Below are 23,950 nucleotides of genomic sequence, written 5' to 3'. Positions count from 1 at the left end.
GACCTCCCTCCGCGCAATGCGGTGGGAGGTTGTCTTCACTTCAGATTGACTGACTGAAACCAGCTCTTCATCGAGCAGGTAGCGAACGCGCTGGTGCTGCAATCGCCATTGGCCAGCGCCGTGCGCAGTTTGTCGACATCGGCCTGCATCACGTAGCGCACGCTGTCGCGGAAGTGCCCACTCTCGCCAAATCCGCCCTGGGTCATCTCGCTCAAGGCATCCTCTTTGCTCCAGCCCTGTACCACCACGCGATACATCGCCGCCATCAGGCCCGTACGGTCGGAACCGTGTTTGCAATGCATCAGCACCGGGCCGTTGGCTTCGGCAGCCTGAATAGCCCGCAAGGTCTTGAGCACATCGGCGTCGTCGACGTGATTGGTGCGATACGGCAGTTGCACCTGATTAATGCCCGGCTCGGACAACCAGTTGCTGTCGGCTTCCGGGAGGAAGTTGATCACCGTGGCGACCTTGAGATTTTTCAGCAACGGCACCGCGCCGCCATCCGGCAATGCGCTGCGATAGAGCGTCGGCGACATCTGGAACAGGTTGTATTGCACTTCGACCGGTTGCGCCCAATCAGCGGGACGGGCCGTCGCTGTCGCCGCAGCCCGGGCAGGCAGCCAGTGCAACAGCGCAACAAGCGATAAACACAAAGCAGGAAACAAACGCACTCGGGACATGCTGGGGTAACCGTGTCGGGGTTCATCGGTGATAGGAACCGCAGCTTCGGCGTTGCGCGGTCAAAGCCCTGTGAGGCGCTTGTCAAAGAATCGTGAATCGGCACGGTTTCATGCACAGCCACTCAGAAAACCGCTGTTTTTTTCCGATGAATCGGTTCATCGAGAAGCTTAGCCTGCTACCATTTGTCACATGATGTTGCAGGCGCGTCCCCTTTTCCTGGGTCAGACCGCTGTCGTCGCGACGAAAAATCCTCAAGCCGCTCGCAGAAGCGGCTGTCCTCTAATGCCTGATGAGGTGCACCCCAATGTCTGATGAAGATCGAGACAACCCGCGGCGTGAGTTTTTGCGCAAATCCCTGACCCTGATCCCAGTGGTCACCCTCGCCGGTACTGGTCTGGGCAGCAGCGTCCTGCAAGCAGCGCCTGAAGCGGCACCGGCTGCGCCCGCGCCACAACCGGTTCGTGCTGACGCCAGCGTCTACCAACCGAACTATTTCACCGCCGAAGAATGGGCGTTCATCAATGCCGCCGTCGCGCAATTGATCCCCAACGATGCCCAAGGCCCGGGCGCGCTCGAAGCCGGCGTGCCGGAATACATCGACCGGCAGATGAACACGCCTTATGCCGCCGGTGCCCTGTGGTACATGCAAGGCCCGTTCAACGCCGACGCCGCGCCCGAGATGGGCTGGCAGAGCAAACTGGTGCCCAAAGAGATTTATCGCCTCGGCATCGCCGCCACGGATCAGTGGGCAAAATCCCTCAACGGTAAAGTATTTGCTGAGCAAGACAGCGCTACCCGAGATGATTTGCTCAAGCAACTCGAAGCCGGCAAACCTCAGTTTGACGCCGTTCCAGCGAAGATTTTCTTCAACCTGCTGCTGCAAAACACCAAGGAAGGGTTCTTCTGCGACCCGATCCACGGCGGCAACAAAGGCATGGTCGGCTGGACCATGATCGGCTTCCCCGGCGCCCGCGCCGATTTCATGGATTGGGTGGAACGCAACGAGCAATACCCCTTCCCGGCAGTTTCGATTCGCGGCGAGAGGGCGTAAGCATGGCAACGGTAATGAAGAAGGTTGACGCGGTTATCGTCGGTTTCGGCTGGACCGGCGCGATCATGGCCAAGGAATTGACCGAAGCGGGCCTCAACGTCCTGGCGCTGGAGCGCGGGCCGATGCAGGACACTTACCCCGACGGCAACTATCCGCAGGTGATCGACGAACTCACCTACAGCGTGCGCAAAAAACTCTTTCAGGACATCTCGAAAGAAACCGTCACCATCCGTCACAGCGTCAACGACATTGCTCTGCCGAACCGCCAGTTGGGCGCGTTCCTGCCGGGCAATGGTGTTGGCGGCGCCGGTTTGCACTGGTCGGGCGTGCACTTCCGGGTCGACCCGATCGAGTTGCGCATGCGCAGCCACTACGAAGAGCGCTACGGCAAAAGCTTTATCCCCAAGGACATGACCATTCAGGACTTCGGCGTCAGCTATGAAGAGCTGGAGCCATTCTTCGATTTCGCCGAAAAGGTCTTCGGCACCTCGGGCCAGGCCTGGACCGTGAAAGGCCAACTGGTCGGTCAGGGCAAGGGCGGCAACCCCTACGCCCCGGATCGCTCCAACCCGTTCCCGCTGGAAGCGCAGAAGAACACGGTGTCTGCACAGCTGTTCGGCAAAGCGGCTACGGAAGTCGGTTACAAACCCTACAACCTGCCGTCCGCGAATACGTCGGGGCCGTACACCAACCCTTACGGCGCGCAGATGGGTCCGTGCAACTTCTGCGGTTTCTGCAGCGGTTATGTCTGCTACATGTATTCCAAGGCTTCGCCAAACGTGAACATTCTGCCGGCGTTGAAACCGCTGCCGAATTTCGAGCTGCGCGCCAACGCCCACGTGCTGCGCATCAACCTCGACAGTACGAAAAGCAAAGCCACTGGCGTCACCTACATCGACGCTCAGGGCCGCGAGATCGAGCAACCGGCGGATCTGGTGATCCTCGGCGCGTTTCAGTTGCACAACGTGCGCTTGATGCTGCTCTCCGGGATCGGCAAGCCATACGACCCGATCACGGGCGAGGGCGTGGTCGGGCGTAACTTTGCCTACCAGAACATGGCGACCATCAAGGCGTTCTTCGACAAGGACACCCACACCAACAACTTCATCGGCGCCGGCGGCAACGGCGTGGCGCTGGACGATTTCAACGCCGACAACTTCGACCACGGCCCGCACGGCTTCGTCGGCGGCTCGCCAATGTGGGTCAACCAGGCCGGCAGCCGGCCGATTGCAGGCACCTCGAACCCGCCGGGCACCCCGGCCTGGGGCAGTGACTGGAAACGCGCGACCGCCGATTACTACACCCACCAGGTGTCGATGGACGCCCACGGCGCGCATCAGTCCTACCGGGGCAACTACCTCGATCTCGATCCGGTGTACCGCGATGCCTACGGTTTGCCGCTGCTGCGGATGACCTTTGATTGGCAGGAAAACGACATCAAGATGAACCGCTTCATGGTCGAGAAAATGGGCAAGGTCGCTGAAGCGATGGGGCCGAAAGCGATTGCCGTGATCGGCAAGAAAGTCGGCGATCACTTCAATACGGCGTCGTACCAGACCACCCACCTTAACGGTGGCGCGATCATGGGCACCGATCCAAAGAAGAGCGCGCTGAACCGCTACTTGCAGAGCTGGGACGTGCACAACGTTTTCGTTCCGGGTGCCTCGGCATTCCCGCAAGGCTTGGGTTACAACCCGACGGGCCTGGTTGCCGCACTGACCTACTGGTCGGCGAAGGCGATCCGCGAGCAATACCTGAAAAACCCCGGCCCGCTGGTTCAGGCTTAAGGAGCGATGACCATGAAAAATCTCGTTATCGCGACCCTGGCGCTGCTCGGCAGTGCCTCCATTCATGCGGCCGACGTTGATCAAGCCTTGATCAAACAAGGCGAATACCTCGCCCGCGCCGGTGACTGCGTGGCTTGCCACACCGCCAAGGGCGGCAAACCGTTCGCCGGTGGCCTGCCGATGGAAACCCCGATCGGCACGATCTACTCGACCAACATCACCCCAGACAAGACCGGCGTCGGTGAATACAGCTTCGAGGATTTCGATCAGGCTGTGCGTCATGGCGTCGCCAAAAACGGTAGTACGTTGTACCCGGCGATGCCGTACCCGTCCTATGCGCGTGTCAGCCAAACCGACATGCAGGCGCTGTACGCGTACTTCATGCACGGCGTAGAACCGGTGGCGCAGGAAAACAAGGCTAGCGACATTCCCTGGCCGTTGAGCATGCGCTGGCCGTTGATGGGCTGGCGCTGGATGTTTGCGCCGAAGGTCGAGGACTACAAGGCAGTCGGTGACGATGCCGTCATCAGCCGTGGCGCGTATCTGGTCGAAGGCCTCGGCCACTGCGGCGCCTGTCACACCCCGCGCGCGCTGACCATGCAGGAAAAATCCCTGAGCGCGGCCGATGGCAGCAACTTCCTCGCCGGCAGTGCGCCGCTGGAAGGCTGGATCGCCAAGAGCCTGCGCGGCGATCACAAGGACGGCCTCGGCAGCTGGAGCGAGGAGCAACTGGTGCAATTCCTCAAGACCGGTCGCAGCGACCGCAGCGCGGTGTTCGGCGGCATGAGCGATGTGGTCACCCACAGCATGCAATACATGACCGACGCCGACCTGACCGCCATCGCCCGCTACCTCAAGTCGCTGCCGGCCAGTGATCCGAACGATCAACCACATCAGTACGATGAAAAAGCCGCCAAGGCGCTGTGGAACGGGGATGACAGTCAGCGTGGCGCTGCGGTGTACATCGACAACTGCGCGGCGTGCCACCGCACTGACGGCCACGGTTACACCCGGGTATTCCCGGCGCTGGCCGGCAATCCGGTGCTGCAATCGGAGGATCCGACCTCGCTCATTCACATCGTGCTCAAGGGCGGTACGTTGCCAGCTACGCACACGGCACCGTCGACCTTCACCATGCCCGGTTTCGCCTGGCGACTGTCGGATCAGGAAGTGGCGGATGTGGTGAGTTTCATCCGTGGCAGTTGGGGCAACAAAGGCGCGCCGGTGAAGGCTGCTGATGTCGCGAGCCTGCGCAAGAACGATATGCAGACCACTTCCGGAGATGACCTGGGACAGGTCACCACGCATAACTGACTGTTGGAGTGCCTGGCGCGTTGATGCAGCATGAGTTTTTTGTGCTGTATCAGCGGTACCTGGGAAAACCTCGACTACTGCCGGAGCTGAACTGGTGTATATCCGAACAGCCGATAAAGATTCAGCCACGCTCCGACCACAGCACTGTATATGCATACACCTGTCAACTCTGACAGTAGCCGGTATTTGCGGTCTGCCTTACTGTCCAAAGTGACGCAATTCAAATCTCGATATTGCGCAGGCATGGAGCAAATCACATGAGCTATTCAGTTGTGGTTGAGTTTAAGGACACTAATACAGACGGCAAGCAAGAGGCTGTAATTTCCCGTTATAACAATGGCTATACGAATAATCTCAAGCCTGACGTAACAGTCACGGCTTACGCCAACGACCAGGGGGAGTACGACCGCGCCGAAGGGGTGGATGATGTCGAGGGATATGACGGGGTCGACGAATATGATACGGACACCTACACCGTCGCGGCGGGTCTTGCCTCGAAGTTGGCGGGTTTGAGTACTGTGGGCGAAGGTCGCTTGTACAGTTGCATCCTTATATCGTCCGACAGTGAAGTGAAAACGGCTAAACCGACATACGTGAATATTGATCTGTTTAAAGCTTCTAATATTGATCTGTCCCATCCCGACGCTAACGTGAAGTTAAAGATCAACGCCACAGGCTTTTATAAAGTGGAAGATACATTGGAGGGTTACGGAAAATTCAACATCGATGCGGATGGTGATGACGACTCCGATGCCAATGACAAACTGATTTTCGTCAATATCGCGAATTCGTTTGTTTCAATGAGAAACTTCGCTGAATGAACACGTTGCGAACTTGAGCTAACAGCTTCGTGAAAAAGCATTGGTTGACACCATATGACCCTGCATAAATCATTTATGCAGGGTTTTTTTGTACCGGATACAGCGCAGTAAATTTTCCGTTACGGATTAACGATACTGACATAAGCCTTGGCCAGTGCAATCAACTTCGCCTTGTCATCGTTATCAATATCGCCATCACCGTCTACATCTTTCTTGTTGGTGCGAATAGTGAAGGTCTTGCCCCGGTCGCTGGATACTGCCACCACGTAGAGCGAGTCGACCAGCGCCTCGGTGGACAGCTCCTGCTCGGCGTTCCAGCCCAGCTCCTTGCGCGCCAGTTGCATCGAAACAATAGTATTGGGCTCCGATGCATTGGGCAGCATCAGTTGCATAAAGACGCCACGCTGATTGAGATAAGACATGAATTAAATCCTTTTTAATTTAGTTACCGGACAAATGCCGACGGAAGTTGCCAAGACTATATTCGATAACTTGGCGCGACAACGGGACATATGTATCTCGGATTGTACTTTGCACTTATATATAAACTTTGCCGGTCGGCATGTATCCCATCGCTGAGCGGTACTGGATCACATTGGGCAGTCTCATGTACTGTATGCATATACAGATCAGGAGCCTGCCCAATGATCAATCCTCTCCCGCCCCGTGGTCGCGGCACCGCCAGCAACCCGCACAACCGCTTCGCGCCAAACCGTTCGGTGGCCGAGGACGACGGCTGGTATCAGGAAGTGCCGCTGACCCAAGGCACCGAGGTGATGATCGAAACCGCAAAAACCATCATCACCCGCAACACCTCGCCGGATCTGCCTTTCGACCGCTCGATCAACCCCTACCGAGGCTGCGAGCATGGCTGCATCTATTGCTATGCACGGCCCAGCCACGCTTATTGGGACATGTCGCCCGGGCTGGATTTCGAAACGAAACTGATCGCCAAAACCAATGCCGCCCAAGTGTTGGAAGAACAGCTCGGAAAGAAAGGCTATCAATGTGCGCCAATCAACCTGGGTTCCAACACCGACCCGTACCAGCCGATCGAGCGTGAACACAAAATCACCCGGCAGACCCTCGAAGTGCTGCTGCGCTATAAGCACCCGGTGACCATTGTCACCAAGGGCTCGCTGATTCTTCGCGATCTGGATCTCCTGACCGAGCTGGCGCAGCAACGGCTGGTGGCGGTGATGATCAGCCTGACCACGCTCGATGACGAGCTCAAACGCATCCTCGAACCGCGCGCCGCTGCACCCAAAGCGCGATTGCGCGCCATTCGGGTCATGCGCGAAGCCGGCATTCCGGTCGGCGTGCTGTGTTCGCCGATGATTCCGATGATCAACGACTGCGAAATCGAGAGTCTGCTCTGCGAAGCCCACGCCGCCGGTGCACAAAGCGCGGCCTACATGATGTTGCGCCTGCCGCTGGAAGTGGCGCCGCTATTTGAAGAATGGCTCGCCGCGCACTATCCGCAACGCGCCGCGCATGTGCTGAGCCTGATCCGCCAGAGCCGTGGCGGCGAGCTCTACGACAGCCGTTTCGGCGCGCGCATGCGCGGCGAAGGGGTGTTTGCCGACCTGCTCGCGCAGCGTTTTGCCAAAGCCATCAAGCGTCTTGGCATGAATCATCGCGAAGGCTACAACCTCGATTGCACTGCCTTCTGTCCGCCGGGTCGCCAGATGTCGTTGATTTAGCGACAATTGGCCTATGGTTGAGGGGTTGGAATCCTTCCGCCGAAATCACTCAGTCACGTTTTTTGTGACCTGGAACACACGTCCTAGAGCGTTTGATTCAGTTTGAGTTAAGTTTCGGCGGCTACCTTGTTCATCGAGTGACTGACGGGTCGGGATGACCCGGATGTTTTAAACAGCCACTGGCTTCATACCGGAATACATGGGAACGACTCCCCTAATCCGCCAAAGAGGATGAATCATGAGTGACAAGGATAAACAGCCGTTGGCTGCGTCGGCGCAAACCCCTGAAGCGGAATCCGCCGATGCAGCGCTGCGACAGATCGTAGACGGCTTTTTGCATTTTCATCATGAGGTCTTTCCCCAGCAGGAAGAACTCTTCAAAAAACTCGCCACGGCCCAGGCGCCCAAAGCGATGTTCATCACTTGCGCCGACTCGCGCATCGTCCCCGAGCTGATCACCCACAGCTCGCCCGGCGATCTGTTCGTGACCCGTAACGTCGGCAACGTTGTGCCGCCGTACGGGCAGATGAACGGCGGCGTTTCCACCGCAATCGAATACGCGGTACTGGCGCTCGGCGTGCAGCACATCATTATCTGCGGCCACTCCGATTGCGGCGCCATGCGTGCAGTGCTCAATCCGGACAGCCTGGAAAAGATGCCGACAGTGAAAGCCTGGCTGCGCCACGCTGAAGTTGCGAAAACCATGGTGCATGAAAACTGTAACTGCGCCGACGAAAAAGAAAGCATGCCGATCCTCACCGAGGAAAACGTCATCGCCCAATTGCAGCACTTGCGTACCCATCCTTCGGTAGCCTCGCGCATGGCGAACGGTCATTTGTTCATCCATGGCTGGGTCTACGACATCGAAACCAGCGAAATCAAAGCTTACGACGCGGATCAGGGCCGTTTCCTGCCGCTCGACGGTAGCCATCCGATTCCGGTGGCGACGCCCAAAGCGCGCTTCTAAATCTTCCTAAAAATCTGTGTGGTTTGACGCCGGCCGCTGTTTCAGCGGTTCGGCGAAGCCATGCCTGAAGAAAACTTCGGGAGAATCGCCATGCGTGCGGCTCAATTGAAAGCGGTGTTGCCACGGGAGTTGCTCGCTTCAGTGGTTGTGTTTCTGGTCGCGTTGCCGCTGTGCATGGGTATCGCGATTGCGTCCGGGTTGCCACCGGCCAAAGGTCTGATCACCGGGATCATCGGCGGTCTGGTGGTCGGTTGGCTGGCGGGTTCGCCGTTGCAGGTCAGCGGGCCGGCGGCGGGTCTGGCGGTGTTGGTGTTCGAGCTGGTGCGCCAGCACGGTATCGAGATGCTCGGGCCGATTCTGCTGCTCGCCGGGTTTCTGCAATTGGTGGCCGGGCGCTTGAAGCTTGGTTGCTGGTTTCGGGTCACAGCGCCAGCGGTGGTGTACGGCATGCTGGCGGGGATCGGCGTGTTGATCGTGCTGTCGCAGGTACATGTGATGCTGGATGCGTCGCCCAAGCCTTCAGGGCTGGATAACCTCACGGCGTTCCCGGCAGCCGTGGCGCAAGCCTTGCCGTCGTTCGGCTGGCAGGCCGGACTGCTCGGACTGTCGACGATTGCGGTGATGTGGCTGTGGGAAAAATTCCGCCCACATTCGTTGCGCTTCGTTCCCGGTGCATTGCTCGGTGTCGGTCTGGCAACAGGCGCAAGTCTGCTGCTGGCGTTGCAGGTGAAACGCGTCGAGGTGCCGGCGAATCTGGCGGAAGCCATTGATTGGCTTAAGCCTGCGGACTTGCTCAGTCTGGCTGACCCGACGCTGTTGATCGCGGCGTTCGCGGTGGCGTTTATCGCCAGCGCCGAAACCCTGTTGTCCGCCGCAGCGGTGGATCGCATGCACAGCGGCGTGCGATCGGACTTCGACCGTGAACTCTCGGCGCAAGGTGTCGGCAACATGCTCTGCGGTCTGCTCGGGGCACTGCCGATGACCGGGGTGATCGTGCGCAGCTCGGCCAATGTCCAGGCCGGTGCGACCACGCGTTACTCGACGATCTTCCATGGTTTGTGGCTGCTGGCGTTCGTGTTGCTGCTGTCGAGTGTGCTGCAAAGCATTCCGGTGGCGAGTCTGGCGGGTGTGCTGGTGTACACCGGTTTCAAACTGGTCGATCTCAAAGCGTTTCGAGGTTTGGGTCGCTATGGGCGGATGCCGATGTTCACCTACGCGGCAACGGCGCTAGCGATCATCTTCACTGACCTGCTGACCGGTGTATTGATCGGTTTCGGTCTGACGATGTTGAAACTGGCGTTCAAGGCGTCGCGATTGAAGATCAGCCTGATCGATCTGCCACAGGATGGTGAGATGGAGTTGCGCCTGGTCGGCGCGGCGACCTTCCTCAAGGTGCCGGCGCTGACGCAAGTGTTGGGCACCATTCCGCAGGGCACGACGGTGCATGTGCCGCTCAATAATCTGAGCTACATCGACCATTCGTGTCTGGAGTTGCTGGAAGAGTGGGGCCGGGCGAATGCGGCGAAAGGGTCGAAGCTGTTGATTGAGTCGCGAGGGTTGAAGCGCAGGCTTGAGGGACGGATTCGCACTACCACCGGGATCGGCGCGGCCGGCTAAATCTCCCGGTTGAACTCACCCCCTGTAGGAGCTGCCGCAGGCTGCGATCTTTTGATGCTGTTTTTAAAATCAAGATCAAAAGATCGCAGCCTGCGGCAGCTCCTACATTGGATGGTGTGAACTCAGGCAGCGGGCTGATCCAGCTCCAGTCCCACACCCAGTCGACGGCCCATGCACGGCCAGCGTTTCCACGCGGCGCCGGTGTCCGGGCTGCTGAGTTTTTCGCGGTAGGCTTCCACCGATTCCAGTGCAAAGCTGTCATCGTCGAGCATGCTGTCCACCGCGTGGTGCACGACTTCATCCAGTTCGTTGGCAAATTTCTCACCGAGTAACTGGTGAGCAATCAGGTTGGCGACCGTCATGTCCAAGGGGATCAGTGGCTGGCCGAAATGCTTGATGTACAGGTCGTTGACCTCTTCGACAAAGCGGTGCGCCAGATAGGCTTCGTCCAGCAGATGTTCCAGGCCAACCGGAGGCTGGAGGAAATACTGCTCGGCAATTTTCAACACCGGTTTGATCTGTGACTCGATTCCCGCTTCCCTGGCGACTTCATTGGCTGCGTCCAGCAGGTCAGGTACTTCATCGATGTAAGCTTCGACAAAGCGCGTCAATACAGCCTTGGCGTCCGTCTCCGGCAATTGGATCGACGGGTGCAGGTGAGGCAGTTGTTCTTCCAGCTGACGGGTCAGCCGTCCGGTTTCGTTTTCGTGTTGTCGGGCTTTTTGGATCTGCTCGCGCAATGCGGCGGTGTTCATGAAAACTCCAGGAAACAAGGCAATGAAATAGGGAAGACATAACTTAGCTGGCTTACGAAAAATGCTAAGACGCATTTGTCATAATTATTTCATCCTTGATGCACCTGCGTTATATCGGTTTGCCACCACTCGTCTGCATCCTTCTCCATTCGTGCCCTTGAACGCAAGTACCAGCTGTTTCAGTTGATTTACGTGTGCACATTGCAATTTCCCGTCGCTGTCTATACTCGCCATTGAATGGAGTTAGCTGATGACGCCCGACTGCACCCGCAGCAAGGCCCGGCGATTCAAGTTCGTAGTCTGATGCAGCCGCTCCCTTGCCGCAGGCGAAAGCCGGCGGGATAACAAGAACGATAAGGGGAACCCGCAATGATGCGACATCCACACGTCTGGATGGGCCTCCTGTTGTGGTCGATTTTCAGTCCGGCGCACGCCGCCTGGACTGTGAATATGGCGCCTGGAGCGACTGAAATCAGTCACGCAGTATTCGACCTGCACATGACCATTTTCTGGATCTGTGTGGTGATCGGGATCATCGTCTTCGGCGCCATGTTCTGGTCGATGATGGTGCACCGCCGTTCTACCGGGCAGGTCGCCGCAAAATTCCACGAAAGCACCACCGTCGAAATTCTCTGGACCGTCGTACCGTTCCTGATTCTGGTGGCGATGGCCGTACCGGCGACCGCCACTCTGATCAAGATGTACGACACCAGTGAGCCGGATATCGATATCCAGATCACCGGTTATCAGTGGAAGTGGCACTACAAATACCTGGGCCAGGACGTCGAGTTCTTCAGCAACCTGGCCACCCCCGCCGAGCAGATCCACAACAAGGAAACCAAGGGCGAGCACTACTTGCTCGAGGTCGACAAGCCATTGGTGCTGCCGACCGGGGCGAAGGTGCGCTTCCTCGTGACCTCCGCCGACGTTATCCACTCGTGGTGGGTGCCGGCCTTCGCGGTCAAGCGCGATGCGATTCCGGGCTTCGTCAACGAGGCGTGGACGCGCATCGACAAACCCGGCATCTACCGTGGCCAGTGCGCCGAACTGTGCGGCAAGGATCACGGCTTCATGCCGATCGTCGTTGAGGTCAAGGAGAAGGCCGACTACGACAAGTGGCTCGCCGATCGCAAAGCCGAAGCCGCGCAGCTTAAAGAGCTGACCAGCAAGGAATGGACCCTCGACGAACTCAAGGAACGTGGCGACAAGATCTATCACACCACCTGCGTCGCCTGTCACCAGGCCGAAGGTCAGGGCCTGCCGCCAATGTTCCCGGCGCTCAAGGGCTCGAAAATCGCCACCGGACCGAAAGAAGGCCACCTGAGCCTGGTGTTCCACGGCAAGCCCGGCACCGCCATGGCGGCGTTCGGCAAGCAACTGTCGGAAGTCGATATCGCAGCGGTCGTGACCTACGAACGTAACGCCTGGGGCAACAACAAGGGCGACATGGTCACGCCAAAAGAAGTGCTGGAGCTGAAACAGGCGGAAAGCAAATGAGCCGGTCTATCGCGTACTTCGTGAACCGGTCGGGGCAACGCGCCCCGGCCTGCCCCACCCACTCACGTAAAGGAGACCGGCCATGAGCGCTGTCATCGATGACCACGGTCATGCCGACCACGCCCACGGCCCCGCCAAAGGCCTGATGCGCTGGGTGCTGACCACCAACCACAAGGACATCGGCACGCTGTACCTGTGGTTTGCGTTTTCCATGTTCCTGCTTGGCGGTACGTTCGCGATGGTGATTCGCGCCGAACTGTTCCAGCCAGGGCTGCAGATCGTCGAACCGGCGTTCTTCAACCAGATGACCACCATGCACGGTCTGGTGATGGTCTTCGGTGCGGTGATGCCAGCCTTCGTCGGCCTCGCCAACTGGATGATCCCGTTGATGATCGGCGCGCCGGACATGGCCCTGCCCCGGATGAACAACTTCAGCTTCTGGCTGTTGCCGGCGGCGTTCCTCATCCTCGTCTCGACCCTGTTCACCCCCGGTGGCGGGCCGAACTTCGGCTGGACGTTCTATGCGCCGCTGTCGACGACCTACGCGCCGGAAAGCGTGACCTTCTTCATCTTCGCCATCCATTTGATGGGCATCAGTTCGATCATGGGCGCGATCAACGTGATCGCGACCATCCTCAATCTGCGCGCGCCCGGCATGACGCTGATGAAAATGCCACTGTTCGTCTGGACCTGGCTGATCACCGCGTTTCTGCTGATCGCGGTGATGCCGGTACTGGCCGGGTGCGTGACGATGATGCTGATGGACATCCACTTCGGCACCAGTTTCTTCAGTGCGGCCGGTGGCGGTGACCCGGTGCTGTTCCAGCATGTGTTCTGGTTCTTCGGCCATCCCGAGGTGTACATCATGATCCTGCCGGCCTTCGGCGCCGTCAGCTCGATCATCCCGACCTTCTCGCGCAAGCCGCTGTTCGGCTACACCTCGATGGTCTACGCGACGGCGAGCATCGCCTTCCTGTCGTTCATTGTCTGGGCGCACCACATGTTCGTGGTCGGCATCCCGCTGGTGGGCGAGCTGTTCTTCATGTACGCGACGCTGCTGATCGCGGTGCCGACCGGGGTGAAGGTGTTCAACTGGGCCAGCACCATGTGGCAAGGCTCGCTGACCTTCGAAACGCCGATGCTGTTTGCCGTGGCGTTCGTGATCCTGTTCTCCATCGGCGGTTTCTCCGGGTTGATGCTGGCCATCGCGCCGGCGGACTTCCAGTACCAGGACACCTATTTTGTGGTCGCGCACTTCCACTACGTGCTGGTGCCGGGGGCGATCTTCGGGATCTTCGCCTCGACTTATTACTGGCTGCCGAAATGGACCGGCCACATGTACGACGAAACCCTCGGCAAGTTGCATTTCTGGCTGTCGTTTGTCGGCATGAACCTGACTTTCTTCCCGATGCACTTCGTGGGGTTGGCGGGGATGCCTCGGCGGATTCCGGACTACAACCTGCAGTTCGCCGACTTCAACATGGTTTCGTCAATTGGCGCGTTCATGTTTGGCGCCACGCAGATCTTTTTCCTGTTCATCGTGATCAAGACGATTCGGGGTGGCGAGCCTGCACCGGCCAAGCCTTGGGATGGTGCGGAAGGGCTGGAGTGGAGCGTGCCGTCACCGGCGCCGTATCACACCTTCACCACACCGCCGGAAGTGAAATGAACACAGATTTCCCTGTGGGAGCGAGCCTGCTCGCGAAGAGCGATGACGCGGTTCATCTGGTGCACCGAGTTGTCTGCTTCGCGAGCAGGCTCGCTCCCACAAGGGATCTGATGAGAGGCATGAATCATGGCTGACTCGATTTCGATGAAAAAACTCGTCACCCGCCTGCTCGGCGTGGTGCTGGCGATGTTTGTTTTCGGTTTTGCCCTGGTGCCGATCTACGACGTGATGTGCAAAGCCTTCGGCATCAACGGCAAGACTGCCGGGCAGTACGAGGGCGAGCAGGTCGTCGACACTTCGCGCCAGGTGCGTGTGCAGTTTTTGTCGACCAACACCGCCGATATGCCATGGGACTTCTACCCCAAGCATGACGAACTCACCGCCAACCCCGGCGCGGTCAACGAGATGATCTTCATCGCGCGCAACCCCACCGACAAACCGATGAGTGCGCAAGCCGTGCCGAGCATCGCGCCGAGCAACGCCGCGGCATATTTCCACAAGACCGAATGCTTTTGCTTTACCCAGCAGGTGCTGCAGCCCGGTCAACAGATCGAGATGCCGGTGCGCTTCATTGTTGACCGCGACATGCCCAAGGATGTGAAGCACCTGACGCTGTCCTACACGCTGTTCGATATCACCGCCCGACATCCGCCGGTGGCTGTAAACACTGGCGGTTGAGCGTGCCCGATAAGGAGAACAATAAATGGCAACTCATGAGCATTATTACGTTCCGCCGCAAAGCAAATGGCCGATCATTGCGACCTTCGGCATGGCCATCACTGTGTACGGCCTCGCCACCTGGTTTAACGATCTGAAGGCAGCGCGCCCGGAATCCCACGGCCCGTACATCTTTTTCGTCGGTGGCCTGTTGCTGGCGTACATGCTGTTCGGCTGGTTCGGGGCGGTGATCAAGGAAAGCCGCGCGGGACTCTACAGCCCGCAGCTGGATCGCTCGTTCCGCTGGGGCATGAGTTGGTTCATCTTCTCCGAAGTGATGTTCTTCATCGCCTTCTTCGGTGCGCTGTTTTATGTGCGCCACGTCTCCGGGCCAGCACTCGGCGGTGAAGGCACCAAAGGCATCGCGCACATGCTGTGGCCGAACTTCCAGTTCACCTGGCCGCTGCTGCACACGCCGGATCCGAAACTGTTCCCGCCACCAAAGGAAGTCATCAGCCCGTGGGGCCTGCCGCTGATCAACACGATTCTGCTGGTCAGCTCCAGCGTGACCATCACCATCGCCCACCATGCCTTGAAGAAGGGCCATCGCGGCGCACTGAAAATCTGGCTGGCGATCACCGTACTGCTCGGCTGCGCATTTCTCGGCTTCCAGGCTGAGGAATACATGCACGCCTACCACGAACTGGGGCTGACCCTCGGTTCGGGCATTTATGGCGCGACGTTCTTCATGCTCACCGGTTTCCACGGCGCCCACGTGACCATCGGCACGATCATTCTGTTTGTGATGCTGATGCGCATCATGAAGGGCCACTTCGACAACGAGCACCAGTTCGGCTTCGAAGCGGCGAGCTGGTATTGGCACTTCGTCGACGTGGTGTGGATTGGCCTCTTTATCTTCGTTTACGTGCTCTGACGGACAACGCTACCAAGGTGCATGCGACACCAGTTGGCCGCTGTAAAAGCCCCAGGCGATCAAGCCGACGGTGACTGCGGCCAATGCCACCCGAACACTCAAGGCGATGACCAGGCGATTCGAGCTGCTGTCGTCCTTGACCAGGAAAAACAGGCCGCTGAACAGGCTGATCACCGTGGCAATCAGCATCAGGACGATGGCTGTTTTGAGCATGGGAAGAACTCCGGGGGACAGGCGATGCAATTGAGTATAGCGATCGCGACGACTGACTTTGTGGCGCAGCCATGAAGCGCTTTCGTCCGGGCGTGATTCCGACCGTGGTCGTGGCCTTGTTGCTGCCGCTGCTGGTGTCGCTGGGCTTCTGGCAACTGAGCCGGGGCGCAGAAAAAACCGCCCTGCTCGCCAGTTACGCCGAACGTCGTGCGGCTGAACCGATGGCCAGCAGCGAGTTGCTGAGCAGCGCCGATCCGGCGTATCGCCGCGTGCACCTGCACGGCCAGTTCGATGCTGCGCACAGTTTGCTGCTGGATAACCGTCAGCGTAACGGCAAGGTCGGCGTCGAGTTGCTGCAACCCTTTCAGGATCAACGCACCGGCCTGTGGCTGCTGGTCAATCGCGGCTGGTTGCCGTGGCCGGATCGCCGCGTGCCGCCACAATTCACTACGCCCACTGATGCATTGAATGTCGATGCCTGGGTCTACGTTGCCCCCGGCACCACTTTTCAACTGCACGCCGATCCGGTCAGCAACACCTGGCCGCAAACCATCACTGCCGTCGAACCCGCCAAGCTGTGGAAAGCCCTTGAGCGCGACGGCTTTACCTACGAATTACGCGCCGAACCCGGCCCGGCCAGCTACGAGGCCGATTGGCCGGTGGTCGCCATGGGCCCGGAAAAACACCTCGGTTACGCCGTGCAGTGGTTCGCCATGGCCACCGCCCTGCTCGGCCTCTACGTCTATTTGGGCTTGCACAACGCAAAGGAGAACCACCATGGGAACGGCCATGAATCCACCCAGCATGTCTGAGGCGAAACCTGCCGCCACCCGCCGTCGCAGCGGCCGCATTCAGTTGTTGCTGATTGTGCTCGGCGTGATCGGGCCGATGGTGCTCGCCACTGGCATGTACAAATTGCAGTTCTGGGTACCGGAAGGTCGCAGCTATCACGGCGAACTGATCGGCAACGGCCAGACCCGCGCCGACCTTGGCGTGCAAGCCGACGAGGAGCGCTGGCAGATGCTGGTCACCGCGCCGAAGGATTGCGCGGTGGATTGCCAGCAACTGGTGTATCTGGCGCGGCAGATCCAGATCGGCCTCGGTCGCGATGCCGGCCGCGCCAGCCATGCCCTCGCCGCTGCGCAACCGCTGAGCGCCGATTACGAGGCCAAGCTGACCCGCGAATATCCGCAGTTGCAACGCTATCCGCTGGACGCTGGCGTGTTCAGCAAAACAACGGGCGACAAGGCCACACCGCAACTGTGGATTATCGACCCGCACGGCAACCTCGTGCTGCGTTACGAGCCGAATGTGAAAGGCAAGGATCTGCTCAACGACCTGCGTCATCTGCTGAAACTGTCGAACATCGGATAAGGGCATCGTCATGGCCAAACCTGGATTTCGCCTCGCGCTGTTTGCCACTCTGCTGGCACTGATTGTAGTGATGCTCGGCGCCTATACGCGCCTGACCCACGCCGGCCTCGGCTGTCCGGACTGGCCGGGTTGCTACGGGTTTATCAGCGTGCCGAAAAGCGAAGCCCAACTGGCCCATGCCGAACTGCATTACCCCGACTCGCCAGTGGAGGCGCACAAGGGCTGGAACGAGATGATCCACCGCTATTTCGCCGGTACTCTCGGCCTGCTGATTTCGCTTCTGGCCGGGCGCGCGTGGGTCAATCGGCGTCATCCGGGGCAGCCGTTGAAGCTGCCGCTGTTTCTGCTGGCGGTGGTGTTTGCGCAAGCAGCCTTCGGCATGTGGACGGTGACGCTCAAACTCTGGCCGCAGGTGGTCACCGGGCATTTGCTCGGCGGGTTTGCGACCTTGAGTCTGCTGTTTTTGCTGACCTTGCGACTGTCCGGTGTGCTGCCGGCGCTGACCGTGCCCAAGCGTTTGCAGTATTGGGCAACAGCGGGATTGTTGTTGGTGATTGGCCAGATCGCACTGGGAGGCTGGGTCAGTTCCAACTACGCGGCGGTGGCCTGCATCGATTTCCCGACCTGCCACGGGCAATGGCTGCCGCCAGCGGATTTCGCCAATGGGTTTCATCTGACTCAACACATCGGCCCGAATTATCTCGGCGGACAACTCGACAGCGATGCACGCACGGCGATTCACCTGACTCACCGTATCGGCGCGCTGCTGGTGACGCTGGTGCTGCTCGGTCTGGCGTGGCAATTGAAAGTGGTCGGCATGACTCGCTTGGCCGGTCTGGTAGCGATTGCCCTCGCGGCACAGATCACCCTCGGCATCAGCAATGTGCTGTTCCATCTGCCGCTGCCGGTGGCGGTCGCGCATAACGCTGGCGGTGCGGCGCTGTTGCTGACCATGGTGCTGGTCAATTACCACGCGCGCACCAGTCTGGTCCGGGTCAAACAACCGGTGCTCGCGCGCTGGCGCCTGAGTCCGCGTAAACACGCAGCCGCGCCCATCACTATAAAAGGAGAAACGCCGTGGCGATTCTGATTGGCGAACGCCCGCATCAGGCAATCTGGCGTGATTATCTGGAGCTGACCAAACCGAAAGTCGTGGTGCTGATGCTGATCACCTCGCTGGTCGGCATGTTCCTCGCGACCCGTGCCGGGGTGCCGTGGACGGTGCTGGTGTTCGGCAATCTGGGGATTGCCCTGTGTGCCGGTGGTGCGGCGGCGGTCAACCATGTGGTGGATCGGCGCATCGATGCGGTGATGGCGCGCACGCACAAACGGCCGCTGGCTGAAGGCCGGGTTTCGCCGGCGGCGGCGCTGACTTTTGCACTGGTGCTGGCGCTGCTCGGCCAGGCCCTGTTGCTGACTTTCACCAATCCGCTGACGGCGTGGCTGACCCTCGCTTCGCTGCTCGGTTATGCGGTGATCTACACCGGTTTCCTCAAACGCGCGACGCCGCAGAACATCGTCATCGGTGGCCTCGCCGGCGCCGCACCACCACTGCTCGGCTGGACAGCTGCCACCGGCCATGTCAGCGCCGAACCGTTGTTGCTGGTGCTGATCATCTTCGCCTGGACCCCACCGCACTTCTGGGCGCTGGCGATCCATCGCAAAGAGGAATACGCCAAGGCCGATATCCCGATGCTGCCGGTCACCCACGGCGAGCACTACACCAAAGTGCACATTCTGCTCTACACCTTCGCGCTGCTGGCGGTGAGTCTGTTGCCGTACGTGATTCACATGAGTGGCGTGCTCTACCTGATTTGCGCGCTCGCCCTCGGTGCAAGGTTTCTGCAATGGGCCGTGGTGCTGTACCGTGGCACTCGGCCGCACGCGGCGATCAACACCTTCAAGTACTCTATTTGGTACTTGTTCCTGCTGTTCATCGCCCTGCTCGTAGACCACTACTTACTGTTGAACCTATGACTCGAACCCAGAAAACCGTCTTCATCCTCGTCGCCGTGATCGCGCTGATCCTCGGCCTGACCGTCAACAAAGTGCTGAGCGGCAAGGGCCAGGGCGACCCGACGGCGCTGATCGACGCCGGCATTATCCTGCTGCCGCAGAGCCGCAATCTGCCGGACGTGACGATGACTGATCAGGACGGCAAACCGGTGGCGATCAACGAGCTCAAAGGCAAGTGGAGTCTGCTGTTTTTCGGCTACACCTTCTGCCCGGACATCTGCCCCACCACGTTGGCGCAGCTGCGGCAGATCAAGAGTGAATTACCGAAAGACGCTGTGGACAAGTTGCAGATCGTGCTGGTCAGCGTTGACCCGAACCGCGATAGCCCGAAGCAGTTGAAGCGGTATCTGGGCTACTTTGATCCGCAGTTTGTTGGCCTGACGCCGACCTCGATTGAAGAGCTGCAAAAGGTGGCGAACGCGGTGAGTATTCCGTTTATTCCGGCGGATACGAGTAAGCCGAATTATACCGTTGACCATAGCGGCAATCTGGCAGTGATCGGGCCGGACGGGACGCAGCGGGGGTTTATTCGAGCGCCGTTGAATAACGCCAAACTGGTTGCGCAACTTCCGGTCATGCTTAACCGCAAGTGACGGGCTAAAAGCCAAGAGCCCCTCACCCTAACCCTCTCCCGGAGGGAGAGGGGACTGAATGGGGGATATTCAAGAAATACGCAGAAATGAACGTGCTGCTTTGAATCCATAATCGCCAAGATTTTTCAGGGCGATGTATGACGCCAAACACCTCGGTCGGCCCCTAAAAGCCCCTCACCCTAGCCCTCTCCCGGAGGGAGAGGGGACTGAATGGGGGATATTCAAGAATTACGCAGAAATGAACTTGCTGCTTTGAATCCATAATCGCCAAGATCTTTCAGGTCGATGTATGACGCCAGGCATCTCGGTCGGCCCCCTCTCCCTCCGGGAGAGGGCTGGGGTGAGGGGCTGCTCCACAACAGCTCTAAAGCCAAACACAGACACAAAAAAGGGGACGCCATTGGCGTCCCCTTTTTCATTACAGTGTCTCGTCCTGAATAAGGTTTACACCTTCTGACCCACTCTCAGGAGGGAGTAATGAATTCAGGAAAGAGGCGCAGTCAGCGTGATTACACGCGGACCTTTAAATTGTCGGTCGTCGATCAGGTCGAAAAAGGCGAGTTGAGTTATAAAGAGGCTCAAGAGCGCTATGGCATTCAGGGTAAATCGACCGTACTGAACTGGTTACGCAGGCATGGTCGGCAGGACTGGAGTCAAGGCGCGTCCATTCGCTCCAAGAGACCCCGTTCCATGGATGAGCCCGATAAACCACTGACACCCGAACAGCGAATCAAAGAGCTTGAAGAAAAGCTGGCCCAAGCCAACCAGAAAGCTCAGTTTTTCGAAGCTGTCGTTGATGTTTTAAAGAACGACTTCGGTGTTTCTGTCGTAAAAAAGCGATCCGGCAAGTCCTCTCCCAAGGGCAGATCCAAGACCTGAGCATTAGTCGGGCTTGCCAGTTCATGGGGATTTCCCGTCAGGCTTATTACAAGCGCAACCGGGCGTGTGATGCCCGGGCCCGTCATGCCCAGGAAGTGATGGGATTCGTGAGGGAGAAACGACTTAGGCAACCGCGCCTTGGCACCCGAAAACTTCACAATCTGATGCACACTGAGCCAGAAGTGTCCGTAAAGGTCGGTCGAGACCGGTTATTCGATATCTTGCGAGATCGGCGCGAGCTGGTTCCCCGCAGACGGGCCTATCACAAAACGACAGATAGCCATCATCGCTTTCGCCGGCATCCAAACCTGCTTAAAGATGGGCCGATTCAGGTAGTTGCCAAGGCGCCAGAGCAAGTATGGGTTGCGGACATCACCTACTTACCGACGCAAACGGGTGTGGCTTATCTGAGTTTGATCACCGATGCGTACTCCCGAAAAATCGTGGGGCACCATGTCCATGAAAGCTTGCACACCGAATCGGTGATCCAGGCGTTCAACAAAGCCCTCAAGCAGCGGACAACGAAGCAATGTTTGGTGCATCACTCGGATAGAGGCGTCCAATACTGCTCCGAGCTTTATCAGCGGCTGCATGCCAAATACGGCATCACCTGCTCAATGACCGATGGCTACGACTGCTACCAAAACGCGTTGGCTGAGCGTGTGAACGGGATTTTGAAAAACGAGTTATTGCTGCATCGTCCCAAAAATTTTGCAGAGGCCATCCGGATGGTGGACGAGTCGGTGCAGATCTATAACAACGAGCGGCCTCATCTGTCGCTGAAATACAAAACGCCCGATGCGGTGCATCGGGCGTTTTGAGGCTGAAACAGGTGTAAACCTATTTCAGGACTAGACACAGCCCTCCAAATCAGAACGCCGGCAATACCGCGCCTTTGTACTTCTCGGTAATGAATTGCTTCACTTCCGGGCTGTGCAGGGCTGCAGCCAGTTTCTTCATCGCATCGCTGTCCTTGTTGTCCGCACGGGACACAAGGATGTTCACGTATGGCGAATCGTTGCCTTCGATCACCAGCGCATCCTTGGACGGATCGAGCTTGGCTTCCAGCGCGTAGTTGGTGTTGATCAGCGCCAGATCGACCTGGGTGAGCACACGCGGGATGGTCGCGGCTTCCAGTTCACGGATTTTCAGGTCTTTCGGGTTTGTCGCGATGTCTTTGACGGTCGACAGGATGTTGGTCGGATCCTTCAGCGTGATCACGCCAGCCTTGGCCAGCAACAACAGCGCACGGCCGCCGTTGGTGGCGTCGTTCGGGATCACCACGTTGGCGCCGCCAGGCAGGTCTTTCAGATCTTTGATCTTGCTCGAGTAGGCGCCCAGTGGCTCCAGGTGCACGCCGGTCACGGCGACCAGGTTAGTACCCTTGGCCTTGTTGAACTCATCCAGATACGGCTGGTGCTGGAAGAAGTTGGCGTCCAGACGCTTTTCCGCGACCTGTACGTTCGGCTGAATGTAGTCGGTGAAGACCTTGACCTTCAGCTCCACGCCTTCTTTGGCCAGCGCCGGTTTCACGAACTCGAGGATTTCTGCGTGCGGCACCGGGGTGGCGGCAACGGTCAGGGTTTCGGCGTGGGCCGAGAATGCTGCAACAGCAGCAAAAGCAGCGATCAGTTTTTTCATTCAGCTAACTCCTTTTCAAAGCGCCCGTCTGGCGCCTGCCAGCGAATGGCCGGCTCATCTCTTGATTACAAAACCGGATTTATTTGCGCGAGAAATGCACAACCAAACGGTCACCGACCATCTGCAGCACTTGCACCAGAATCAACAGCAACACCACGGTGACGATCATCACGTCAGTCTGGAAACGCTGATAGCCGAAACGGATCGCCAGGTCGCCCAGACCACCGGCACCGACCACACCGGCCATCGCCGTGTAGGACACCAGTGTAATCGCCGTCACCGTAATCGCCGCGAAGATGCCCGGACGGGCTTCCGGCAGCAAGGCGTTCATGATGATCTGCCGCGTGGTCGCGCCCATCGACTGGGTCGCTTCGATGATGCCGCGATCGACTTCACGCAGCGCGGTTTCCACCAGACGCGCGAAGAACGGTGTGGCACCGACTACCAACGGCGGAATCGCACCGGCCACGCCCAGCGACGTGCCGGTGATCAGCACGGTGAACGGGATCATCACGATCAACAGAATAATGAACGGCAGCGAACGCAGGATGTTCACCGCCAGCGACATGAATGCGTAGAGGCCACGGTTTTCCAGCAACTGACGCGGGCTGCAGAGGAACAGCAACACGCCCAGCGGCAGGCCGAGCAGCACGGTGAACAGCAGCGACCCGCCGAGCATCAGCATGGTGTCGCCGGTGGCCAGCCAGATTTCGTACCAGTCGATATTGGTGAAGAAACTGATCAGGTCTTCCATTAGCGCAATACCTCCATGTGAACGTCAGCGGCGGTGAAGCGGGCGAACGCCGCTTCCATGTCGCCACCGGTGACGGCGAGGGTCAATTGCCCGTACGGAATGTCTTTGATGCGGTCGATACGACCGGCAAGGATGCTGTAGTCGACGCCGGTTTCCCGGGCGACGGTGCCAAGCAACGGCGCGTAGGTCGCTTCGCCCTGGAAGGTCAGACGCACGATGCGGCCCGGCACGTGAGCGAAGTCATCACGCTGCTCGCTCTCGTCGATCTGCTCGCTTTCCTGAACGAAACGCTTGGTGGTCGGGTGCTTGGGATGCAGGAACACATCGGCCACCGAACCTTGCTCGACGATCACGCCAGCGTCCATCACCGCGACTTGATCGCATACGCGACGGATGACATCCATCTCGTGGGTGATCAGGACGATGGTCAGTTTCAGTTCGCGGTTGATCTCGGCCAGCAACTGCAGGACCGACGCGGTAGTCTGCGGGTCGAGGGCACTGGTGGCCTCGTCGCACAGCAGAATTTTTGGCTTGGTCGCCAGGGCGCGGGCGATGCCGACGCGCTGTTTCTGACCGCCGGACAATTGCGCCGGGTACTTCTTGGCGTGGTCGGACAGACCGACCCGCGCCAGCAACTCGGCGACACGCTGGTCGATCTCGCTGCCCGACAGTTCGCCGGCCAGGGTCAACGGCAACGCAACGTTGTCGGCCACGGTCTTGGAGGCGAGCAGGTTGAAGTGCTGGAAGATCATCCCGACTTGCTGACGGAAACGGCGCAGGCCGTTGGCGTCCAGCGCGGTGACTTCTTCGCCGTCGACGAAGATCTTGCCGCCACTGGAGTCTTCCAGGCGATTGATCAGACGCAGCAGGGTGCTTTTGCCCGCACCGGAATGGCCGATCAGGCCGAACACCTGCCCATTCTCGATGGAGAGACTGGTCGGGTGCAGCGCGGGAATGTCCTTACCGGCGACGCGGTAAGTCTTGTGGACGTTTTGAAACTCGATCACGTAGCGAACCTTGTGGGGCG

Annotated in this window: 24 protein-coding genes; 17 read left to right on the top strand and 7 right to left on the bottom strand. The window is 58.9% G+C overall.

The genetic code is table 11. The annotated features are described in order from the left end of the window. Window positions 1-35: 35 nt before the first annotated feature. Entirely contained in the window at window positions 36-680 is a 645-nt protein-coding gene (locus RMV17_RS00240) for a dual specificity protein phosphatase family protein (RefSeq protein WP_311884690.1), read from the bottom strand. A gap of 305 nt (window positions 681-985) precedes the next feature. On the opposite strand from RMV17_RS00240, the gene RMV17_RS00235 reads away from it, so the two are divergent. The 4 genes from RMV17_RS00235 (at window position 986) to RMV17_RS00220 (ending at window position 5,654) form a co-directional block, all read left to right on the top strand. Next, window positions 986-1,732: a gluconate 2-dehydrogenase subunit 3 family protein gene (locus RMV17_RS00235; RefSeq protein WP_034152262.1), complete on the top strand. Its 747-nt coding sequence runs from the start codon at window positions 986-988 to the stop codon at window positions 1,730-1,732. Between the two features lie 2 nt (window positions 1,733-1,734). Then, window positions 1,735-3,519, top strand: coding sequence for a GMC family oxidoreductase (locus tag RMV17_RS00230; RefSeq protein WP_108224866.1), 1,785 nt, complete (start codon window positions 1,735-1,737; stop codon window positions 3,517-3,519). Window positions 3,520-3,531: 12 nt separating this feature from the next. Continuing rightward, window positions 3,532-4,833, top strand: coding sequence for a cytochrome c (locus RMV17_RS00225; RefSeq protein ID WP_311884686.1), 1,302 nt, complete (start codon window positions 3,532-3,534; stop codon window positions 4,831-4,833). A 257-nt stretch (window positions 4,834-5,090) separates the two neighbouring features. Continuing rightward, window positions 5,091-5,654 carry a hypothetical protein gene (locus tag RMV17_RS00220; RefSeq protein WP_311884684.1) on the top strand — a complete coding sequence of 188 codons (564 nt, stop codon included), beginning with the start codon at window positions 5,091-5,093 and terminating at the stop codon, window positions 5,652-5,654. Between the two features lie 119 nt (window positions 5,655-5,773). Here RMV17_RS00220 and RMV17_RS00215 read toward each other — a convergent pair whose 3' ends face one another. Then, a complete protein-coding gene (locus RMV17_RS00215; protein ID WP_034152259.1) occupies window positions 5,774-6,076 on the bottom strand; it encodes a hypothetical protein in 303 nt (100 codons plus the stop codon). 222 nt (window positions 6,077-6,298) lie between these two features. On the opposite strand from RMV17_RS00215, the gene RMV17_RS00210 reads away from it, so the two are divergent. The 3 genes from RMV17_RS00210 to RMV17_RS00200 all read left to right on the top strand — a co-directional run bounded on the left by RMV17_RS00210 (window position 6,299) and on the right by RMV17_RS00200 (window position 9,941). Continuing rightward, a complete protein-coding gene (locus RMV17_RS00210; RefSeq protein WP_311884682.1) occupies window positions 6,299-7,357 on the top strand; it encodes a PA0069 family radical SAM protein in 1,059 nt (352 codons plus the stop codon). Between the two features lie 238 nt (window positions 7,358-7,595). Next, a complete protein-coding gene (locus RMV17_RS00205; RefSeq protein WP_007911720.1) occupies window positions 7,596-8,324 on the top strand; it encodes a carbonic anhydrase in 729 nt (242 codons plus the stop codon). 90 nt (window positions 8,325-8,414) lie between these two features. Continuing rightward, window positions 8,415-9,941 (top strand): SulP family inorganic anion transporter, encoded by a 1,527-nt coding sequence (locus tag RMV17_RS00200; RefSeq protein ID WP_311884678.1) that lies wholly within the window; start codon window positions 8,415-8,417, stop codon window positions 9,939-9,941. A gap of 122 nt (window positions 9,942-10,063) precedes the next feature. Here RMV17_RS00200 and RMV17_RS00195 read toward each other — a convergent pair whose 3' ends face one another. After that, entirely contained in the window at window positions 10,064-10,696 is a 633-nt protein-coding gene (locus tag RMV17_RS00195; RefSeq protein ID WP_034152256.1) for a hypothetical protein, read from the bottom strand. A gap of 369 nt (window positions 10,697-11,065) precedes the next feature. Between RMV17_RS00195 and coxB the strand changes: the two genes are divergently transcribed. The 4 genes from coxB (at window position 11,066) to RMV17_RS00175 (ending at window position 15,453) form a co-directional block, all read left to right on the top strand. Continuing rightward, the gene (gene coxB, locus RMV17_RS00190) at window positions 11,066-12,193 is read left to right on the top strand and encodes a cytochrome c oxidase subunit II (protein ID WP_311884675.1); all 1,128 of its coding nucleotides are present in this window, start codon (window positions 11,066-11,068) and stop codon (window positions 12,191-12,193) included. Between the two features lie 82 nt (window positions 12,194-12,275). Further along, on the top strand, window positions 12,276-13,862 hold the full coding sequence (gene ctaD, locus RMV17_RS00185) for a cytochrome c oxidase subunit I (RefSeq protein ID WP_311884673.1): 1,587 nt from the start codon (window positions 12,276-12,278) through the stop codon (window positions 13,860-13,862). Window positions 13,863-13,988: 126 nt separating this feature from the next. After that, window positions 13,989-14,540, top strand: a complete 552-nt coding sequence (locus tag RMV17_RS00180) for a cytochrome c oxidase assembly protein (RefSeq protein WP_311884671.1) — start codon at window positions 13,989-13,991, stop codon at window positions 14,538-14,540. Between the two features lie 25 nt (window positions 14,541-14,565). Then, on the top strand, window positions 14,566-15,453 hold the full coding sequence (locus RMV17_RS00175; protein ID WP_034152252.1) for a cytochrome c oxidase subunit 3: 888 nt from the start codon (window positions 14,566-14,568) through the stop codon (window positions 15,451-15,453). A gap of 9 nt (window positions 15,454-15,462) precedes the next feature. Here RMV17_RS00175 and RMV17_RS00170 read toward each other — a convergent pair whose 3' ends face one another. Then, entirely contained in the window at window positions 15,463-15,666 is a 204-nt protein-coding gene (locus RMV17_RS00170; protein WP_127925322.1) for a twin transmembrane helix small protein, read from the bottom strand. 71 nt (window positions 15,667-15,737) lie between these two features. On the opposite strand from RMV17_RS00170, the gene RMV17_RS00165 reads away from it, so the two are divergent. The 6 genes from RMV17_RS00165 to RMV17_RS00140 all read left to right on the top strand — a co-directional run bounded on the left by RMV17_RS00165 (window position 15,738) and on the right by RMV17_RS00140 (window position 21,349). Beyond that, window positions 15,738-16,478 (top strand): SURF1 family protein, encoded by a 741-nt coding sequence (locus RMV17_RS00165; RefSeq protein WP_311884666.1) that lies wholly within the window; start codon window positions 15,738-15,740, stop codon window positions 16,476-16,478. Beyond that, entirely contained in the window at window positions 16,444-17,040 is a 597-nt protein-coding gene (locus RMV17_RS00160) for a hypothetical protein (RefSeq protein WP_034152249.1), read from the top strand. The genes RMV17_RS00165 and RMV17_RS00160 overlap by 35 nt, the downstream gene beginning before the upstream one ends. 10 nt (window positions 17,041-17,050) lie before the next feature. Then, complete coding sequence (locus tag RMV17_RS00155) at window positions 17,051-18,130, top strand: COX15/CtaA family protein (protein WP_311884661.1); 1,080 nt, start codon at window positions 17,051-17,053, stop codon at window positions 18,128-18,130. Then, window positions 18,118-19,017, top strand: coding sequence for a heme o synthase (gene cyoE, locus RMV17_RS00150; protein ID WP_038365028.1), 900 nt, complete (start codon window positions 18,118-18,120; stop codon window positions 19,015-19,017). The genes RMV17_RS00155 and cyoE overlap by 13 nt, the downstream gene beginning before the upstream one ends. Continuing rightward, window positions 19,014-19,649, top strand: coding sequence for an SCO family protein (locus tag RMV17_RS00145; protein ID WP_311884657.1), 636 nt, complete (start codon window positions 19,014-19,016; stop codon window positions 19,647-19,649). The genes cyoE and RMV17_RS00145 overlap by 4 nt, the downstream gene beginning before the upstream one ends. 477 nt (window positions 19,650-20,126) lie before the next feature. Continuing rightward, a protein-coding gene (locus tag RMV17_RS00140) for an IS3 family transposase (RefSeq protein ID WP_311883164.1) occupies window positions 20,127-21,349 on the top strand; the annotation gives its coding sequence in 2 pieces (ribosomal slippage) (window positions 20,127-20,478 and window positions 20,478-21,349; 1,224 coding nt in all). A gap of 49 nt (window positions 21,350-21,398) precedes the next feature. Here RMV17_RS00140 and RMV17_RS00135 read toward each other — a convergent pair. From RMV17_RS00135 to RMV17_RS00125, 3 genes are all read right to left on the bottom strand, one after another. Beyond that, window positions 21,399-22,169 carry a MetQ/NlpA family ABC transporter substrate-binding protein gene (locus RMV17_RS00135; protein ID WP_311884655.1) on the bottom strand — a complete coding sequence of 257 codons (771 nt, stop codon included), beginning with the start codon at window positions 22,167-22,169 and terminating at the stop codon, window positions 21,399-21,401. A 79-nt stretch (window positions 22,170-22,248) separates the two neighbouring features. Beyond that, on the bottom strand, window positions 22,249-22,923 hold the full coding sequence (locus tag RMV17_RS00130) for a methionine ABC transporter permease (RefSeq protein ID WP_016986455.1): 675 nt from the start codon (window positions 22,921-22,923) through the stop codon (window positions 22,249-22,251). Next, the gene (locus tag RMV17_RS00125; RefSeq protein WP_311884653.1) at window positions 22,923-23,930 is read right to left on the bottom strand and encodes a methionine ABC transporter ATP-binding protein; all 1,008 of its coding nucleotides are present in this window, start codon (window positions 23,928-23,930) and stop codon (window positions 22,923-22,925) included. Before RMV17_RS00125 ends, RMV17_RS00130 begins: the two co-directional genes overlap by 1 nt. Window positions 23,931-23,950 lie beyond the last annotated feature (20 nt).

Origin of the sequence: Pseudomonas sp. VD-NE ins (assembly GCF_031882575.1) — a bacterium.
In the GTDB taxonomy this organism is placed as follows: domain Bacteria; phylum Pseudomonadota; class Gammaproteobacteria; order Pseudomonadales; family Pseudomonadaceae; genus Aquipseudomonas; species Aquipseudomonas fluorescens_BZ.
The sequence above is the reverse complement of the archived record's forward strand: the minus strand, read 5'-3'. Positions and strand labels throughout refer to the sequence as shown.

Coding starts and splice junctions, on each gene's coding strand:
- RMV17_RS00240 (WP_311884690.1), bottom strand. CDS start 680: ATGTCCCGAGTGCGTTTGTTTCCTGCTTTGTGTTTATCGCTTGTTGCG.
- RMV17_RS00235 (WP_034152262.1), top strand. CDS start 986: ATGTCTGATGAAGATCGAGACAACCCGCGGCGTGAGTTTTTGCGCAAA.
- RMV17_RS00230 (WP_108224866.1), top strand. CDS start 1,735: ATGGCAACGGTAATGAAGAAGGTTGACGCGGTTATCGTCGGTTTCGGC.
- RMV17_RS00225 (WP_311884686.1), top strand. CDS start 3,532: ATGAAAAATCTCGTTATCGCGACCCTGGCGCTGCTCGGCAGTGCCTCC.
- RMV17_RS00220 (WP_311884684.1), top strand. CDS start 5,091: ATGAGCTATTCAGTTGTGGTTGAGTTTAAGGACACTAATACAGACGGC.
- RMV17_RS00215 (WP_034152259.1), bottom strand. CDS start 6,076: ATGTCTTATCTCAATCAGCGTGGCGTCTTTATGCAACTGATGCTGCCC.
- RMV17_RS00210 (WP_311884682.1), top strand. CDS start 6,299: ATGATCAATCCTCTCCCGCCCCGTGGTCGCGGCACCGCCAGCAACCCG.
- RMV17_RS00205 (WP_007911720.1), top strand. CDS start 7,596: ATGAGTGACAAGGATAAACAGCCGTTGGCTGCGTCGGCGCAAACCCCT.
- RMV17_RS00200 (WP_311884678.1), top strand. CDS start 8,415: ATGCGTGCGGCTCAATTGAAAGCGGTGTTGCCACGGGAGTTGCTCGCT.
- RMV17_RS00195 (WP_034152256.1), bottom strand. CDS start 10,696: ATGAACACCGCCGCATTGCGCGAGCAGATCCAAAAAGCCCGACAACAC.
- coxB (WP_311884675.1), top strand. CDS start 11,066: ATGATGCGACATCCACACGTCTGGATGGGCCTCCTGTTGTGGTCGATT.
- ctaD (WP_311884673.1), top strand. CDS start 12,276: ATGAGCGCTGTCATCGATGACCACGGTCATGCCGACCACGCCCACGGC.
- RMV17_RS00180 (WP_311884671.1), top strand. CDS start 13,989: ATGGCTGACTCGATTTCGATGAAAAAACTCGTCACCCGCCTGCTCGGC.
- RMV17_RS00175 (WP_034152252.1), top strand. CDS start 14,566: ATGGCAACTCATGAGCATTATTACGTTCCGCCGCAAAGCAAATGGCCG.
- RMV17_RS00170 (WP_127925322.1), bottom strand. CDS start 15,666: ATGCTCAAAACAGCCATCGTCCTGATGCTGATTGCCACGGTGATCAGC.
- RMV17_RS00165 (WP_311884666.1), top strand. CDS start 15,738: ATGAAGCGCTTTCGTCCGGGCGTGATTCCGACCGTGGTCGTGGCCTTG.
- RMV17_RS00160 (WP_034152249.1), top strand. CDS start 16,444: ATGGGAACGGCCATGAATCCACCCAGCATGTCTGAGGCGAAACCTGCC.
- RMV17_RS00155 (WP_311884661.1), top strand. CDS start 17,051: ATGGCCAAACCTGGATTTCGCCTCGCGCTGTTTGCCACTCTGCTGGCA.
- RMV17_RS00145 (WP_311884657.1), top strand. CDS start 19,014: ATGACTCGAACCCAGAAAACCGTCTTCATCCTCGTCGCCGTGATCGCG.
- RMV17_RS00135 (WP_311884655.1), bottom strand. CDS start 22,169: ATGAAAAAACTGATCGCTGCTTTTGCTGCTGTTGCAGCATTCTCGGCC.
- RMV17_RS00130 (WP_016986455.1), bottom strand. CDS start 22,923: ATGGAAGACCTGATCAGTTTCTTCACCAATATCGACTGGTACGAAATC.